Source organism: Lederbergia sp. B243.17 (assembly GCF_057657925.1).
Genome location: NZ_JBWBKF010000079.1, coordinates 24,829 through 40,415, shown reverse-complemented (window position 1 = coordinate 40,415; position 15,587 = coordinate 24,829). Strand labels below are relative to the sequence as shown.

13 protein-coding genes and 1 pseudogene are annotated in these 15,587 nt (G+C 44.5%); 11 read left to right on the top strand and 3 right to left on the bottom strand.

Annotation, left to right across the window (positions count from 1 at the left end; translation table 11 throughout):
* Positions 1 to 20: 20 nt before the first annotated feature.
* The 3 genes and pseudogenes from AC0TWI_RS15130 to rpsR form a co-directional block, all read left to right on the top strand.
* Positions 21 to 2,108, top strand: coding sequence for a glycosyl hydrolase 115 family protein (locus tag AC0TWI_RS15130; RefSeq protein ID WP_488127172.1), 2,088 nt, complete (start codon positions 21 to 23; stop codon positions 2,106 to 2,108).
* Between the two features lie 81 nt (positions 2,109 to 2,189).
* The gene (locus AC0TWI_RS15125; RefSeq protein WP_488127171.1) at positions 2,190 to 3,014 is read left to right on the top strand and encodes a glycoside hydrolase family 43 protein; all 825 of its coding nucleotides are present in this window, start codon (positions 2,190 to 2,192) and stop codon (positions 3,012 to 3,014) included.
* Between the two features lie 212 nt (positions 3,015 to 3,226).
* A pseudogene (gene rpsR / locus AC0TWI_RS15120) lies at positions 3,227 to 3,358 on the top strand (30S ribosomal protein S18); the annotation flags it as partial.
* Positions 3,359 to 3,884: 526 nt separating this feature from the next.
* Here the strand turns inward: rpsR and AC0TWI_RS15115 are convergent.
* The gene (locus tag AC0TWI_RS15115) at positions 3,885 to 4,403 is read right to left on the bottom strand and encodes an N-acetyltransferase family protein (protein WP_488127170.1); all 519 of its coding nucleotides are present in this window, start codon (positions 4,401 to 4,403) and stop codon (positions 3,885 to 3,887) included.
* Positions 4,404 to 4,613: 210 nt separating this feature from the next.
* Here AC0TWI_RS15115 and AC0TWI_RS15110 point away from each other — a divergent pair, with 210 nt between their 5' ends.
* The 8 genes from AC0TWI_RS15110 (at position 4,614) to AC0TWI_RS15075 (ending at position 12,983) form a co-directional block, all read left to right on the top strand.
* Positions 4,614 to 5,021 carry a Pycsar system effector family protein gene (locus tag AC0TWI_RS15110; protein ID WP_488127169.1) on the top strand — a complete coding sequence of 136 codons (408 nt, stop codon included), beginning with the start codon at positions 4,614 to 4,616 and terminating at the stop codon, positions 5,019 to 5,021.
* Positions 5,022 to 5,245: 224 nt separating this feature from the next.
* Positions 5,246 to 5,866: a M26 family metallopeptidase gene (locus tag AC0TWI_RS15105; RefSeq protein ID WP_488127168.1), complete on the top strand. Its 621-nt coding sequence runs from the start codon at positions 5,246 to 5,248 to the stop codon at positions 5,864 to 5,866.
* Positions 5,867 to 6,065: 199 nt separating this feature from the next.
* On the top strand, positions 6,066 to 6,596 hold the full coding sequence (locus tag AC0TWI_RS15100) for a hypothetical protein (protein WP_488127167.1): 531 nt from the start codon (positions 6,066 to 6,068) through the stop codon (positions 6,594 to 6,596).
* Between the two features lie 331 nt (positions 6,597 to 6,927).
* Positions 6,928 to 8,493: a Vga family ABC-F type ribosomal protection protein gene (locus tag AC0TWI_RS15095; protein WP_488127166.1), complete on the top strand. Its 1,566-nt coding sequence runs from the start codon at positions 6,928 to 6,930 to the stop codon at positions 8,491 to 8,493.
* Positions 8,494 to 8,876: 383 nt separating this feature from the next.
* On the top strand, positions 8,877 to 10,586 hold the full coding sequence (locus tag AC0TWI_RS15090; RefSeq protein ID WP_488127165.1) for an ABC transporter ATP-binding protein: 1,710 nt from the start codon (positions 8,877 to 8,879) through the stop codon (positions 10,584 to 10,586).
* Between the two features lie 11 nt (positions 10,587 to 10,597).
* Positions 10,598 to 11,590, top strand: coding sequence for a DUF1835 domain-containing protein (locus AC0TWI_RS15085; RefSeq protein WP_488127164.1), 993 nt, complete (start codon positions 10,598 to 10,600; stop codon positions 11,588 to 11,590).
* A gap of 80 nt (positions 11,591 to 11,670) precedes the next feature.
* Positions 11,671 to 11,814: a small acid-soluble spore protein N gene (gene sspN / locus AC0TWI_RS15080; protein WP_488127163.1), complete on the top strand. Its 144-nt coding sequence runs from the start codon at positions 11,671 to 11,673 to the stop codon at positions 11,812 to 11,814.
* 164 nt (positions 11,815 to 11,978) lie between these two features.
* A complete protein-coding gene (locus tag AC0TWI_RS15075; protein ID WP_488127162.1) occupies positions 11,979 to 12,983 on the top strand; it encodes a DUF3231 family protein in 1,005 nt (334 codons plus the stop codon).
* Positions 12,984 to 13,025: 42 nt separating this feature from the next.
* Here AC0TWI_RS15075 and AC0TWI_RS15070 read toward each other — a convergent pair whose 3' ends face one another.
* Positions 13,026 to 13,931: an SDR family oxidoreductase gene (locus AC0TWI_RS15070; protein ID WP_488127161.1), complete on the bottom strand. Its 906-nt coding sequence runs from the start codon at positions 13,929 to 13,931 to the stop codon at positions 13,026 to 13,028.
* A gap of 337 nt (positions 13,932 to 14,268) precedes the next feature.
* The gene (locus AC0TWI_RS15065) at positions 14,269 to 15,168 is read right to left on the bottom strand and encodes a 3-hydroxyacyl-CoA dehydrogenase (RefSeq protein WP_488127160.1); all 900 of its coding nucleotides are present in this window, start codon (positions 15,166 to 15,168) and stop codon (positions 14,269 to 14,271) included.
* Between the last annotated feature and the right edge of the window lie 419 nt (positions 15,169 to 15,587).

Genomic DNA, 15,587 nt, shown 5'->3' with positions numbered 1-15,587 from the left:
AGAAAGGGGAGGGAGGCGGCATGAAACCTTCTTTTATTGTTATGGACGGTGCAAGCTCCATTTCTATACCAATAAAAACAAATACGGCTATTGATCATGCTTTGGATATGGTAGTTCGAGATTATCAAAAAGTAGTCGGCGAAAGGCCGCTGTTTATAGAAAATGAAAAGGAAGCAGATCTTGTCGTCCGCTATTCCTTAAAGAGCGGAGACTGCCCGCAACGGCCGGAAGCTTTCGGTTTCCGTTTTTCCGAGAAGAACGGGAAGCTTCAATTCCATATTGTGGGCTTCGACGATCTGGGGATTGTCTATGGTCTGCTTTATTACAGCCAGCATTATTTAGGGGTGGATCCACTTTGGTTTTGGGCGGACCTTCCTATTGAGCGCAAGCCCCAGGTGAATATACCGGTCTTGGATTATGACTCTCCAGAGAGAATGGTGAGGTACCGAGGTTGGTTTATCAATGATGAGGTTTGTTTGATTGGCTGGAAAGACGTGTATCCGCCGACAAAGGAAGTGTGGTACCCCGTTTTTGAAGCATTGCTGCGCTGCGGTGGAAATATGGTCATACCAGGGACGGACCTCCCCAAGTACGGCATCCATGCTGATTTAGCTTCTGAAATGGGGTTGTGGGTTACCCATCATCACGCGGAACCATTGGGGGCAGAAATGTTCTTAAGGTCTTTTCCCGATAAAATACCAAGCTATAAGCAAAATCCGCAACTCTTTGAACAGCTTTGGCAGGAGGCGATTGAAAAGCAGAAAAGCAGGAATACAGTCTGGGTACTTTCTTTCCGCGGGCAGGGCGATGCTCCTTTCTGGGAGCATGATCCTGAATTTGATACACCGGAAAAGCGGGGGGAAATGATATCGAAGGTAGTGGAGCGGCAATATGAAATGGTGAGGGAAGCAGTTGCCAACCCTGTCTGTTGCATGGCGTTATATGGAGAAATTTCAGAGCTGTACAAAGCGGGATGGGTCAAGGTACCCGATGGCGTGATCAAAGTGTGGGCGGATAATGGATACGGGAAAATGGTATCACGACGGCAGGGGAATGAGAACAGGAGAGTCCCGGCCTTGCCTTCTACAAATGGTAATGACGAACATGGAATGTATTATCATATCACCTTTCATGATCTTCAAGCTTCAAACCATTTAACAATGTTTCCCAATCCGCCGGACCTGCTGAAAGAAGAGATTGAAAAAGCGTACGAGGCAGGGGCGGTATCCTATTTGCTAGTCAATAGCGGAAATATACGGCCCCATCTTTATCCACTGGATATGATCAGAGAATTATGGAGCATTGGAACCATCAATATAGAGGAGCATCTGCAGTCCTTTATCCAGAGAAGTTTTCAATCCAAGCATGAAGAAATAGGCAGATTATTTACAGACTATTTTATCCATACAATCCAATATGGTCCGAACAGGGATGATAAAGCGGGAGAAGAATTCTACCATCACAATGCGAGAAGGATCATTCGCCATTGGCTGCAGGGGAGAAGTGAACAGCCTCTTGACAAGCTGTTCTGGGCAACAGGCGAGCGGGATTTTCCAGAACAGGTGCGCTGGTTTAAGGAAAAATGTCAAAGCGGTCTAGAGGGCTGGGAAGCAGCAAGGAATCAATGCCGGGAACAATGGCTGTCATTGCCGGATGGAGACCGGCAACGTTTTTACGATCATCTGCTACTCCCGGTCGAACAGCATTTCTTCGGCTGCAAGGGGTTTATTTTAATGTGCCAAGCCTTTCAAACGTATCAAGATCAGCACTTTCCGCTTGCATTCGTCCAAGTTTCCAAGTCGATTGAAATGTATAACGAATGCAAGAATGCACTGAAGCGTGCTGAACACGGGAAGTGGAAAAACTTTTACCGTGCAGATTGGCTTACAAATATAGACAGTACCCTCTATTCCCTTGGCGCATTGCTGAAATTTATTCGCATGCAAGAGGACAGCCCTCACTTTTTTCTATGGTATAAGGAGTACTTGATGCCGGAGACAGAAAAGAATATTTACTTGGAGAATACTCATCGCAAGCCCCTGTCTGATACTGAACTTGCGCAGTTGTTAGCGGATAAATTCCGTGCAGAAGGGGATCTGGATTGGTGAAAGAAATAGAGGACCAATAGGTATAAGGGGAGAGAACATGCTGAAGAGAAATAGTATTAGCTCAGAGATCCTTTTATCTTTGTGGAGGAAGAGACAAAAACATACTACCTTTTCGGTACAACGGATGAAAATGTATGGCAAGGAACGGCCCGTGGCTTTGATGCCTATAAAAGCAGCGATCTAGAAAATTGGAGCGGCCCATTCCCGGTATTCCATCCTACCCCTGACTTTTGGGCGGATCGGAATTTCTGGGCCCCGGAAGTCTACTTTTATCAAAATCGCTATTACATGTTTGCCAGTTTTAAAGCGGAAGGGGAATGCCGGGGAACCCAGATCCTAATTGCAGCAGATCCTTTAGGGCCGTATCGTACCCTAAGGGATGAGCCGATTACGCCAAGAGAATGGGAATGTCTTGATGGAACGCTGTACTTGGATGACAAGCAAGAACCTTGGATCATCTTCTGCCGTGAATGGACACAGGTTCATGACGGTGAAATATGGGCCCAGCGATTAACCGCTGATTTAGTAAATACGGCAGGTGAACCGACTTTGCTATTTAGGGCCTCTGAAGCAATTTGGACGGTTCCCGTAAGAAATGAGACTGATTTTGTAACGGACGGTCCATTTCTTTATGTAAATCAAATCGGTGAGTTGCTCATGCTTTGGTCAAGCCGCAGTGAGAAGGGCTACGCTGTTGGCATCGCCCGCTCAGTGACCGGCCTTGTAACAGGGCCCTGGATTCAAGATTCTGAGCCATTATTGGATGAAGATGGCGGACATGCGATGATGTTCCGAACGTTCTCAGGGAAATGCAAAATCGCTGTCCATTCTCCAAACAAGTCACCGCATGAACGTCCTGTCTTTTTATCTGTTATTGAGCAAGGCGGCAATTTGATTGTGATGTAAAAGCAAAAAGGAGAAAAGGGCGTCTGCAGAAAGTCAGTGCAACCTGATTTTTCTGCGGACGCCTTTTTCTGAATCTCTCTCTTATGATGTTACCGCTGCATAAGCGGACCAGGATAAGCCATGCTCCTTACCGCTTCCATCAACATTGACTTTGATGCTCAAAAGAGCCGGAGCTCGTCCCTTAGGCTGTAAAGTTTCCGTCATAGCTTAGCATCTCTGAACGCGGTAAAATCTTACCACGTCGCGTAACAGGTACTTCTGCTAAATACCAACGTAAACTTACTTCTGCAATCAAAGTTTCACGTATTATGGCATTATTACCATTCGTTGCTGAAGATAAATAATATTTATTTATTAATAAAAGCACAACAAGGTTTTCATAACTTTGTTGTGTTTTTTATGGTCGTTTTTGTATAAATTGTTACTTTAGGTAAATAATGTTATCCCACGATCGAGCCATATTCTTGAATAACACTTTCAATGATAAGAAAGGTGTTATTCAAGTTTTTATGCAAATTTATGAACAAGCTCTGTAAGTATAAATGCATCTACTTCAACTGTTTATGCTATCTGTATAAAAAATTGTATAAAAAAAGTTACACTCAAAAGAGACAAACGTTGTTGTAATAGCGTTTGTCTCTTTTTTTGACGTGTCCAAACTTACATTTGGGAACGTTTATTAAGCCTATTTTGTATACTTTATAAATCTTTAATAAAATAAAGTAATTTTGAATTTAATAAAAACGTTTCTTAAACAATCGTTTCTGATTGCGGTATAGATATTATATTTTTGCTAGAACTGAGCTAACAAAATCAGTGTTTATTATAGGTCATGCCGTGATAGCTTACATCTCTTTCTAAGAGGTCCTATTATACTACGGCTTCTGTTATTTTCACATCTAGATTTCTAACCGCCAGCATTGAATTATCCTGAACGATGCCTGTTTCTGAAAAACCGAATGAAGCGTATAATGTTCTAGCTATGAGATTACTTGTGTGATAAAAGAGTGCTACATATTCTGCTTCGCCACAAGGCATCTCTTCAATATCCATCAACATTTTTTCAAAGGCAAGCTTGCCATAGCGTTTGCCCTGATAACGCTTGTCAATCATAATATGATTAACAAAATAGCACATCTTTCTGTAAAAATCTTTATTTTCAAATGATTCATGATCCAATATATCATAAGAATACATCAAAAACCCTACCACAACTCCATCAGCATAAATGGCAAAGGGGATAGTTGGATCGCCGTTTTCGTTCAACACATAAGCGTCTGCAATGCATCTGAGATTAGTAGTTAGTATAAAGTCTTTCTGGTTTTCTTCAACATCAAGCGCTATTACTTCATCTATGTTATCCCCGTCTATTTTTCGTAATTCAATCATCTTTTTATCTCCTCTCCTAAGACAAGCTACTTTTACACCTAGTCATAAATAAAATTTCCTTAATTAGAAATATACGGTATATAAATGTTCACCCCCGCAAACTCTTTTTCCTCTGTTGTTCCACAAAATAGGTCGTTTGTTGAATAATATAAAAGCTACCAAAGCGAGATTTGGGGCGTTTATAAAGATACCCCCAAAATTGAATCGGCAATGGCGATTAATATACACAAAAATGAAGATTGGAGACTATGGATTGCTGTTATAAATATGGGGGTTTTTGTTTTTGCCGTTATTTATACAGGTAAAGCTCTGATTCATTTTCTACAGGCCTTGAAAGGAAGAATTAATCCCGCAGAGTATCACCAAAATAGCTTAGAGACTAGATCATTAATTTTCTGGGGAACTATTGCTGAGAGAAAACATTATATGGATTTTAAAAATGAATTGGAAGCTGTCACAGATGAAGATACATTAAATGACCTTCGTTCTCAAGTTTATATTAATTCAAAGATCACAAAGACTAAATTTGAGATTTACAATAAAGGAGTCAAAGCACTGTCTGTAGGGGTTATTCTTCTCATTGTGTTCAAAATTTTAGGATTTATTCCAATCAAGTAGTACTCAATTCGTTCAAGAATCTGCCGGCCGAAGCCGAAGTGCGCTTCGAAGTGACGCCGCGAATCAAAATGGTCATAAGTGTTCCTGAAGATTGCTGGTATTAGCATCGTATTTCGAAAAAGAGTAGCGGCCATTTTTAATGTCCGTTGCTCTTTTTTTGTTGCCTGGGTTCTTGTGCTTCTTATTTCGTTTAAAAAACAATATCCTCCTTAGAACGGAAAGGAATGAACTATATACTTTTCACAAGGAATCCCCTTCTTTTTAGATGGGGATTATTTTCATTTTCAGAAAGCGAGGAATGGATAGTGGAAGAAAAAGAGACTCTGGTAAGAAAGAAGAAAAAGAAGCAGATGGGGAAAGCGGCGCTCATTGGGACAGTGGCTGCGGCGACCGCTATCACCAGCATGCCTATTGGGGAATTGGGGGTTATGAAAGCGGAAGCGTCTTCTGTGTTTGCAGGAGGAAGTGGGACAGCTGCCGATCCTTATTTAATCGAAAATGCAGAGCAGCTAAATGCCGTTAGAAACTTTTTATCGAGTAATTTTAAACTTACCAGAGATATAGACCTATCTGGAACCAATTGGGTTCCTATCGGAAATTATTCCTCTCAATACAAAGGAACGTTCGATGGGAATGGTCATACAATCAAAAACCTGACCATCAACTCCGAGATATATTATGTAGGTTTATTCGGATATGCACTCAGAGCAACGATTCGGGATCTCACACTTGAAAACCCATCAATCTATACTAGTGGTAATACTGTTGGCGCAGTCGCCGGTTATGCCGAGAGATCCAACATTGAACGGCCGATTCGACGCCTTCGATGGCGGAAATGGTGTTAATGAAGTCCATGTTGTCATTTTTAACTCTTATTTCATACGTGACTTCGTGATTTCCCGGCATGATGGATTTCGCATGGCTTTTTGCTGGGATATTTTATCTTTTTTCAGATAATAATACCCAACTTCCCCTCGTTCGTATTAAAGGGATATGATAAAATATAATTTAGTAAAAATATTTTTACTAACGGAGGGGAAGAGCATGAGTCTTTTGGATATTTATTTACAAAGGAACGGCAAAAAGCGGTACGATGTTTATAAAGAAACAGGACTTAGCCAGCAAATGCTCGCAAGTGTGAACAAAAAGAACGTAAGCAACTATTCGGTGAAAACGATCCAGGCTATTGCAAAGACAGTCCATAAAAATGAAGGCACTGTGCTCAATGAGCTTTTGACGTTGGAAAAGGCCAAGCCGATTTTCGAGGTGGAAAGCAAGGAAGATTTGTTGTTGGCATTAAAAAACAAGGAACCGCATATTTCCATCAAAGGGTCATACAAAAAAGAGATGGAGGAGTTTGCAGCAACCCAGATCTCGGAGACCGAAACACTTGGGCTGGAATTGGGTTCAGCCGGGCTCGTAAATGTTTTGGCTGAGGGGTTTTACCAGCTTTCCCATCTATTCAGCAAGCAAGATGAAGATCAGAGAAAGATTGAAAGCCAGCTGCGCCGCTATCAGATTAAAAGGGTGAATAATGAGGAATTTCTGCTGTCGCTGAAGCAGCTTGATTACTGACACGTGGAAGAAAGGGCTCTTGTTTATGTGAAAAAGCATTGACAGTTGAGGGAATCTCTTTTAAAGTAGCCTTAACGAAATGAACGGAAGGGTGACCCAATTAGATGAAGTACTAATCCTATTTGCAGAAAACAAGTATAGAAGGCATTTTATTGCGGGGCAAAGTCTGCTCTGTTTATTGCTGCCTTCTGGACGGTTTTCAGGATAGGATTGGTATTGTATAGCTGAACCATAAAGGAACAGTCTCTTTTTGGTATCCGTCTATAAGTATGCCTCCTATCCTGAGCGAAGATAGGGGGCATTTTTTGTCCCTAAAAAAGGGGATGGCAAAATGAGTCTACTGGAAGCACTTGGTATTAAACATTATATGGGGGATCGGCTGCTGCTCGACATTGAGCGGGTTGAGATTCACCAGAAAGAACGGATTGGGTTGGTCGGCAAGAACGGCAGCGGCAAGTCCACCTTATTGAATGTGTTGGCTGGAAAATTACGACCCGATCAAGGAACAATGAAGAGCCAAGTCCAGATTGAACTTCTGCCTCAGCTGAAAAGGCAGGACGCTGTCAAAAGCGGCGGTGAGATCACGCAGGAGTATATTACTAAGTCAATCGGCAAGGAGGCCGGGATTTTGCTGGCCGATGAGCCGACAACACATCTGGATAAAGAGCATATTGAATGGCTTGAGAAGAAACTATCGCACTGGCAAGGGGCTTTTGTCATTGTTTCACATGACAGGGCCTTCCTCGATGCATTGTGCACCACGATCTGGGAATTAGATGAAGGCCAAATCCATGAATATACAGGCAATTATTCGGCGTATGCAGCGCAGAAGGAAATGGAAATTGAACAAAAGAGAGCAGCATACGAACAGTATGAAGCTAAGAAAAGGCAGCTCATTGATGCCGTCAAGCTAAAAGAGAAAAAGGCGGAAAGAGCGACGAAAAAACCGAAGAACGTCAGCAGCTCTGAAGCGAGGATCACGGGTACCAAGCCGTACTTCGCCAAAAAGCAAAAGAAGATGCAAAAAACGGCAAAGGCTCTCGAAACCCGCTTGGAAAAGTTGGAGAAGGTTGAAAAAGTGAAGGAAGCCACCCCGCTCAAAATGAGCCTGCCCCATGAAGAATCCTTTAAAGGAAGAGTCATCCTCCGGGCAGAAAAATTAATGGGGGGCTTTGGAAAACGTGTGCTTTGGAGGGAAACGTCATTCCAGGTTTCGGGTGGTGATAAACTTGCCGTCATAGGGCCAAATGGGAGTGGGAAGACCACGTTGCTAAAGCACATCATCAGCGGAGGGACGGGCGTACAGCTCTCGCCTTCTGTAAAGTTCGGCTACTTCAGCCAAAATTTGAATGTCCTTGATACAGAGCGGACGATTTTAGAGAACGTCAGCATCAATTCGATCCAGTCTGAAACGGTTATACGCACTGTCTTGGCCAGGCTCGGCTTTTTTAGCGAAGATGTTCACAAGCCTGTCGGGGTACTCAGCGGCGGAGAGCGGGTAAAAACTGCACTCGCAAAGATCTTCGTCAGTGACTGCAACACTCTCATCCTCGATGAGCCAACAAACTTCCTGGATATCGATGCGGCTGCCGAACTGGAGTCGCTTCTGCAGGAGTATGAAGGGACAGTTCTGTTTGTCTCCCATGACCGCCGGTTTATTGAACATGTCGCGACTAAAATATTGGCGATTGACCAACAAACGCTAAAATTATTCGACGGCACCTACCCGCAATTTTTGGAGGCAAGCCGCCAGCAGAGCCGAAGTACTGTGGAAGATGATCGGCTCTTGATTGAAACGAAAATAACGGAAGTACTGAGCAGGCTGAGCATCGAACCGACTGAAGAGCTGGAAGCGGAGTTCCAGCGGCTCCTTAAGCAAAAAAGAGAGCTGGGATAAGGTTAGGAAGCGGGCGGAGAATGCTGTTTGCATTCTCCGCCTAGTAACTTGAGAAAGCTAAGGCGTCTGTCTATCCATTAATCAAACGTCTGATTAACGGAAACTGCACGCCCCTTCGAAAAAGATGCAGTATGGGATAAAGGGGGAAAGACTAGGAAGGGAACAAAGCAAAAAAAAACGGAGAAAGAACGAAACGGTTCCGTTCATTTTGATTTGTTGCCGGAGTGCTTCATTTGTTTTCCTTTTTGGATCGTTCTTGCGCTTCGGTTTGATATCTTTCAGGAAAAACGAAAATTTTGAAAAGTATTGTGTTCTTATAGCAGAATCTATACAATTGAGATTGATTATCATTTGAATCCAATACATATTTAGGAGGAACTTCTTTGCTGGCACGATTCTTTTCTTATTACCGGCCATATAAATGGCTGTTTTTTCTTGATTTCTCAGCGGCCATCATTGTTGGAGTACTGGAGCTCGCGTTTCCGCTTGCAGTTAATCAAGTAATTGACCGACTGCTGCCGAAGGGGGATTGGGCTGTCATTCTTCTCGCCTGCGCAGCTCTGCTGATGATTTATCTGCTGAATACCGGGTTGCATTACATCGTAACGTATTGGGGACATATGCTCGGGATTAACATTGAGACCGATATGCGCCAAAAACTCTTTACCCATATGCAGAAACTCTCTTTCAGCCACTATGATAACAATAAGACAGGCCACAGTATTTCCCGGCTTACGAAAGACCTGGAAGAGATAGGCGAGGTAGCGCATCACGGTCCGGAGGATGTTTTCGTTGCGGTGATGACGTTGATCGGCTCGTTTGTCTTGATGGTGAATATCAACTGGAAGCTTGCGGTCCTTTCTTTTGTCGTCATACCCGTTCTGATTGTCTGTGCTATATACTTCAATAAAAAAATGACACAGACATTCCGCAGGATGTTCCAGGACGTAGCTGAAATCAACTCGCGGGTGGAGGACAGCATCGGGGGTATCCGGGTTGTCCAAGCTTTTGCAAATGAGAAATATGAGCAGAAAAAGTTCGAGAACAACAACCAAGGCTACCGCCTGACAAAACTTCAATCGTATAAAATCATGGCGCAAAACGTAACGGTCAATTATCTGCTGATGCGGGTCATAACATTGTTCACCCTTTTGTTCGGAACCTTTTTTGTCATTACCGGTGCTTTGACATACGGGGAATTCGTTGCTTTCATCTTGCTTTCCAATATTCTGATCGGACCGATCCAGAAGATCAATGCGGTGATCGAAAGTTATCCAAAAGGGATTGCTGGGTTTAAAAGATATACGGAAATCATGGATACGGAGCCGGAAATCCTTGACGCCGATGACGCGGTTGACATTGAATTGGACGGGCTGATTCGTTATGATGATGTCACTTTCGGATATGAAGGGAAAAAGCCGGTCCTCGATAAAATCAATTTGTCGATTCTGCCAGGGGAGACGGTCGCGTTTGTCGGCCCTTCCGGTGCTGGAAAGACGACGCTATGCAGCCTGCTCCCGAGATTCTATGAAATTCAGAGGGGTGCGATCACCATTAATGGAACAGATATCCGCAATATCAAACTTTCTTCCCTTCGCGGTCAGATCGGCATAGTGCAGCAGGACGTCTTCCTCTTTTCCGGCAGTATCCGAGAAAACATCGCGTATGGAAACCTGCAGGCAGAGGATGCGGAGATTATGGAAGCGGCACGAAAAGCGCGGCTTGATGATTTCATCGCTGAACAGCCGGAAGGGCTGGATACGGTGATCGGGGAGCGCGGAGTCAAACTGTCCGGCGGCCAGAAGCAGAGGCTCGCCATCGCCCGCATGTTCCTGAAAAACCCGCCGATCCTGATTTTGGATGAGGCGACATCAGCCCTTGATACGGAAACCGAGGCGGCGATCCAGAAGTCGCTTGAGGAACTTGCAGCCGGCAGGACGACTCTTGTCATTGCCCACCGTTTGGCAACGATTAAAAACGCCGACCGAATTCTCGTCGTTACAAGTGAAGGGATTGCCGAGCAAGGGAGCCACCAAGAACTCCTTAACAGAGAAGGGATATACAGCCGTCTGCATGAGGCTCAATTCGGGTGAAGGAGCAGGATATGAGTAAACAACTGCATGAAATGATTGAGAAGTTATCGGAAAAAGAGGCGAAGTTTTTGCTGTTCAGCACGCTGAATGCACTGGAAAGCGGGCGAGAGACCCATACAGACCCGGGCGAAACGATCAGTGATCTGCATACAATGCTTGACAGTTTACTGCGTTCTGAAAAATCGGGGGATGCGGATTTTGAGGCAATCCATCTTGTTTGCGGTGAAGCGGCCGGCGGCTCGCTCCGTGTTGGACTGGGAAGAGAGAATAAAGTCATTCCGTATCCCGACTTCTTCGCCGTCGGTCCAATACAGCAGCTTCATCAGGAAGAGGGACGGCGACACCGGCATGAATGGTTAAAAAACCACATGAATGATGAATGGGATTATTATGCAGACGAGTATGAAGGAAAGATAGCCGAATTTTTGTCTGAACTGCAAAGACTTCCGGAAACCGTCCCCCTCATTGTTTGGACCGGCGAAAATGCTGACGAGCAGACGGGGATGCGCTATTTCCTTTATTTGCTCAGAGGCAGGAAGAACGCAATCCGGTTGATCAACAGTTCCTGCCTCTGCAGGGAAATGTTCAATACAAACGAGTACCAGCGCTCCTTTGCTCATACAGGCGAATCTGCGCCTGAGGAGCTAAAAAAGGTTTTCACGACAAAGGTAAGCGAACCTTTAGCGTTGTCGGAAAGAGAACACTATGAAAAAGAATGGCTGCTGCTCGCCGAACAAAAGGAAGTGACCAGAATTTGGAGGGATGGCCGTATAATAGCGGTGCCTGAAAATCATTTTGATTCTTTGCTCCTAGAAGCGGTCGAGAGGCATGACGGTGGTTTTGTCAAAGCCGCCAGAGCAATCGGGGAAGTGCTTGGCGAGACAGAGGATATTGTCGGTGATGAATTTCTTGAATACCGGCTCAGGAGCCTTGTGTCTGATGGCTATCTTGAACTGCAGGGCGACCCTAAAGCGATGCGCTATTATAGTGTGAAAGTCCGTTAATCAAACGATTGATTAGCCCCGACATGCGATTGATAATTCCCTCCCTTTGGGAAATCCTAAAAGGGAAGGGAGGGAAACAAATGACCAAGCCGAGACATAGCCGCAATCAATTTGCATCCAACCAGGGAGGCACGCCCCCGACGAACTTTGATGCTAACAAAGGCAGGAAGATGCAGGATAAATCAGGTGAACACGCACAAGTGATTCAGACAAAAGGTGAATAATGCATGATAAAAAACAGGAAGCACAATGCTTTCTGTTTTTTTACTGAGCAAATCAAACGCAGTTGTGACCAATTGTGCTTTTATGATTGATTTGTACCTAATAATGGAATTAATATGGTTGGAATGGAGATAGTAGGGAGTAATGAATAATGGAGGAGGCCGTCATGGAAAGCAATCATCATGCAATTCGGTTGACGTCTGCAGAAATCTCCTATTTATGGAGTTCTTATATGGCCGACACCATGTCAGCTTGTGTGTTGAGTCATTTTCGTCAGCATGTGGATGATGTTGACATTAAACGTATGGTTGAGCACGCGCTTGATATCAGCCGCCAGCATGCTGGAACAATCGGTGACATTTTTCGCAGTGAAGGGATTGCAATGCCACAAGGGTTTGGCGAACAGGATGTCAATTTGGATGCCGGGCGGCTATTTTCAGATACCTTTTATTTATATTATCTGGAGAATATGACGAAGGGCGGTTTTGTTACATACGGTGGTGTTCTCACATCCACGTACCGCAGTGATATCCGCTCTTATTATACCAAGTGCCTGTTGTCCAATCTTGAGCTGAACAATGAGGTTATCTCCATGCAGCTGGAGAAGGGGATTGCTGTCCGTCCGCCTGCGATCCCCTATCCGAAACAAGTGGAATTTGTCCAAAAGCAATCTTTTCTGTGGGAGGGGCTCGGGAAACGGCCGCTGACAGGTATTGAGATTGCCTGCCTTTATACGAACATTAAAACAAACCAGCTCGGCACAAGTATCGCGATAGCCTTCAGCCAGGTAGTTCAGTCGAAAAAGGTGAGGGAGCTTATTCTGAGAGGCAAGAAGATTGCCCAGAAACATATCACGGTCATGTCTGATTACCTGGAGAAACAGGATTTGCCGGTCACCGCTTCATTTGAACAGGATGTGACCGAGTCGCAAGAGTCTCCTTTTTCGGACAAGCTGATGCTCTATCATTTTGGCATCATGAATTATGCGGGTATCGGGAACTATGGCCTTGCAATATCCCAAAGTCAGCACAGTGATCTGATCATTGACTTTACAAGGTTGATGTTGGAGAGTCAAAAGTTTTCAGAGGACGGAGTGAACATCATGGTGGAAAACAAGTGGTTGGAGCAGCCGCCACTCGCTGCGGACCGGGAAGATCTGGCAAAGGGCTGATAGAAAATGGACCCTCTCCAATCTGGAAAGGAGTCCATTCGTTTATCCAAATATCTCGCCCCCATTCACATGAAGAGTCTGTCCGGTGACAAAACGGGAGTCATCAGATGCAAGATAGACGAAGGCTGGTGCTATTTCAAAAGGTTGCCCGTAGCGATCCATCGGATTATCAGCCAGCGCAACCTCATCCGCCGAAAAACTTGCAGGGATCAAAGGCGTCCAAATCCGTCCCGGGGCAATCGCGTTCACGCGTATCCCTTGAGGCACGAGGTTTCTGGCAAGCGCTCTAGTGAAGCCGATTACAGCTCCTTTTGTCGCCGTGTAGTCAATGAGCTGGTCGTTTCCCGCGAATGGTACAACAGAAGCCGTATTGATGATGGAGCTCCCAGCCTGCAAATGGCGGAGGGCTTCCCTCGTTGTATAGAAATGCGAGTAAATATTCACTTTGAACGTTTCATCAAATTGCTCATCAGTAATATCTAGGAGACTCAGCTGCTGGAATTGGATGCCGACATGATTGCATAAAACATCCAGGTGTCCAAATGAAGAAACCGTTTTTTCTACAATATTTGCACAATGTTCCTTTTCCCGAAGATCACCGGGCAAAAGAATACAGTGCTGGCCCAATTCTTCAATCCTCTGTTTTGTACGGTTTGCATCATTATGTTCATCAAGATAGGAAATGGCAACATCAGCGCCTTCCTTGGCGAAGGCGATTGCCGCTGCCGCTCCCATTCCGCTGTCCCCGCCTGTAATCAATGCCGCCTTTCCGGTGAGTTTTCCGCTTCCCAGATAATTCGGGTTTTCGATAATCGGTCTTGGGACCATCAGTTCCTCTAAACCGGGTTGCCGAAACTGCCTCTGCTCTGGGACGGTGATTGCTCTTTCCTCATATCGTGTGATTTTTCCATAATTCGGTTGAAGCGGATACTTGCCTCCATTGGCCATCCTATTGCCTCCCTTTGGGATTGATCATAGGATTACAGTATGGAAAATGGGCAGGGATGTGCAGGAACTCTCCGAGAGTTAGAGGAGTAGGATAAGAGAGATCAGGGGAGGGGGACAGGTATGCAATATTATTACAATCCGGAAGTGAAGTTTCTGCTGATGAACCGTTGCAGGGAAAAACCGAGAATCCAATATGCCGCATCTAATACGGAGATTTTGGCACCTTGCATTGGCAAACGGCCTCCTTTTTATGTGAATCCTGTATATGAAAGCTGGATGCCTATTATATAGCAAGAAAAACGGGAACTGCCGCCGGCAGTTCCCGTTTTTTCATGAATCAAGGCTTTAAAAAGTCAGGCTTCATAAAGCTTGGATTTGGATATTTATAAAAGCCTTCGCCTGTTGCGCGGCCTAGTTTTCCTTTGTCGATATACTCGGTTTTCATCACTTCGGCCAATTTTTTGTATTCCGGATTTCCGGTTGCTTCCGCTTTTGCAAGCGTAATATTGTATGCTGTTGTCAGACCGACGATATCGAGGATGGCAAACGGGCCGAGTGGTGCGCCAGTGCCGACCATCCATGTTTTATCAATCGTTTCTGGATCGGCAATTTCCCTAACGAGCAGAATTTGGGCTGCATCCAATAGAGGTACCAATAACGAGTTCAGAATATAGCCTGGCTGTTCTTTGTGCAGGGGCAGCGCCACCATTCCAATTGCCTTGGCAAATTCAATAACCTCATCAAAAACCTTCATATCGGTTCCCGGATGTTTCATGATTTCTGCGGTATTGTTCTTCCAGATCTCATTTGCAAAGTGAAGGGCGAGGAATTTTTCCGGACGTCCCGTCGCTTCAGCGAACTGGCTTGGCAACAATGTCGAAGAATTGGAGGCAAAAACTGTTTTCTCTGGAGCGACTTTTCCTAGCTTTTCATAAAAATCAACCTTAATTTTAACAACTTCTGGAATGGCTTCGATGACAAGATCGGCATCTGCAGCCGCTTCAGCAAGATCGCTGCTAAAGGAAATTCGGTCTTTTGCCGCATTCACTTCCTCTTCGGTCGCATTCAAATCTTTTTGGTAACTTGGCATCAGCTTTTCAATTCTTTCTTTTGCCTGCTCCAGTGCTTGGTCATTAATGTCGTAGATAAACACTTGGAATCCTTTGAAAGCAGTTTGATACGCAATTTGACTGCCGAGCACGCCGCTGCCTGCTACAGTGATGTTTTTGAAATTCATGGTAATCTCTCCTTTGCGTGTTGATGAAGAAAGTGATAGCAATAACTTCCTATATTCTAAACCTCTTTCCTAGGAAAAAGAAACTATAATGCTCCGGGAAAAAAAGCGACAGGGACAATGCAGGAAGCAATTGGGCAGAAAGACTATTCCTTTTCTGCCTCTTTATGCCTACAGTTACCTCCCCAATTTTGTGGAAAAACATTGGTCCCTGTACAAAGTGGAAAGCGTAAAGGAAATCGATTTCCTTAAATTATATTAAATTTTCAAATATTTGATTGATTTAAAGAGTAAATTTGATTATTATGAGAATAAGAAAGCGGTTTCCCTCATAATTTAGAGCATCTCCTCTCTGTTTTAAGAAACCGGTTTCCTTCACCGAAGGAAAAAGGAGGTATCTGAAGGGCAAGTGATAGGTGTTC

Excerpts from the sequence above, each read along its gene's own strand:
- AC0TWI_RS15130 (WP_488127172.1), top strand. The coding sequence starts at position 21 with ATGAAACCTTCTTTTATTGTTATGGACGGTGCAAGCTCCATTTCTATA.
- AC0TWI_RS15115 (WP_488127170.1), bottom strand. The coding sequence starts at position 4,403 with ATGATTGAATTACGAAAAATAGACGGGGATAACATAGATGAAGTAATA.
- AC0TWI_RS15110 (WP_488127169.1), top strand. The coding sequence starts at position 4,614 with ATGGCGATTAATATACACAAAAATGAAGATTGGAGACTATGGATTGCT.
- AC0TWI_RS15105 (WP_488127168.1), top strand. The coding sequence starts at position 5,246 with ATGAACTATATACTTTTCACAAGGAATCCCCTTCTTTTTAGATGGGGA.
- AC0TWI_RS15100 (WP_488127167.1), top strand. The coding sequence starts at position 6,066 with ATGAGTCTTTTGGATATTTATTTACAAAGGAACGGCAAAAAGCGGTAC.
- AC0TWI_RS15095 (WP_488127166.1), top strand. The coding sequence starts at position 6,928 with ATGAGTCTACTGGAAGCACTTGGTATTAAACATTATATGGGGGATCGG.
- AC0TWI_RS15085 (WP_488127164.1), top strand. The coding sequence starts at position 10,598 with ATGAGTAAACAACTGCATGAAATGATTGAGAAGTTATCGGAAAAAGAG.
- sspN (WP_488127163.1), top strand. The coding sequence starts at position 11,671 with ATGACCAAGCCGAGACATAGCCGCAATCAATTTGCATCCAACCAGGGA.
- AC0TWI_RS15075 (WP_488127162.1), top strand. The coding sequence starts at position 11,979 with ATGGAAAGCAATCATCATGCAATTCGGTTGACGTCTGCAGAAATCTCC.
- AC0TWI_RS15070 (WP_488127161.1), bottom strand. The coding sequence starts at position 13,931 with ATGGCCAATGGAGGCAAGTATCCGCTTCAACCGAATTATGGAAAAATC.
- AC0TWI_RS15065 (WP_488127160.1), bottom strand. The coding sequence starts at position 15,168 with ATGAATTTCAAAAACATCACTGTAGCAGGCAGCGGCGTGCTCGGCAGT.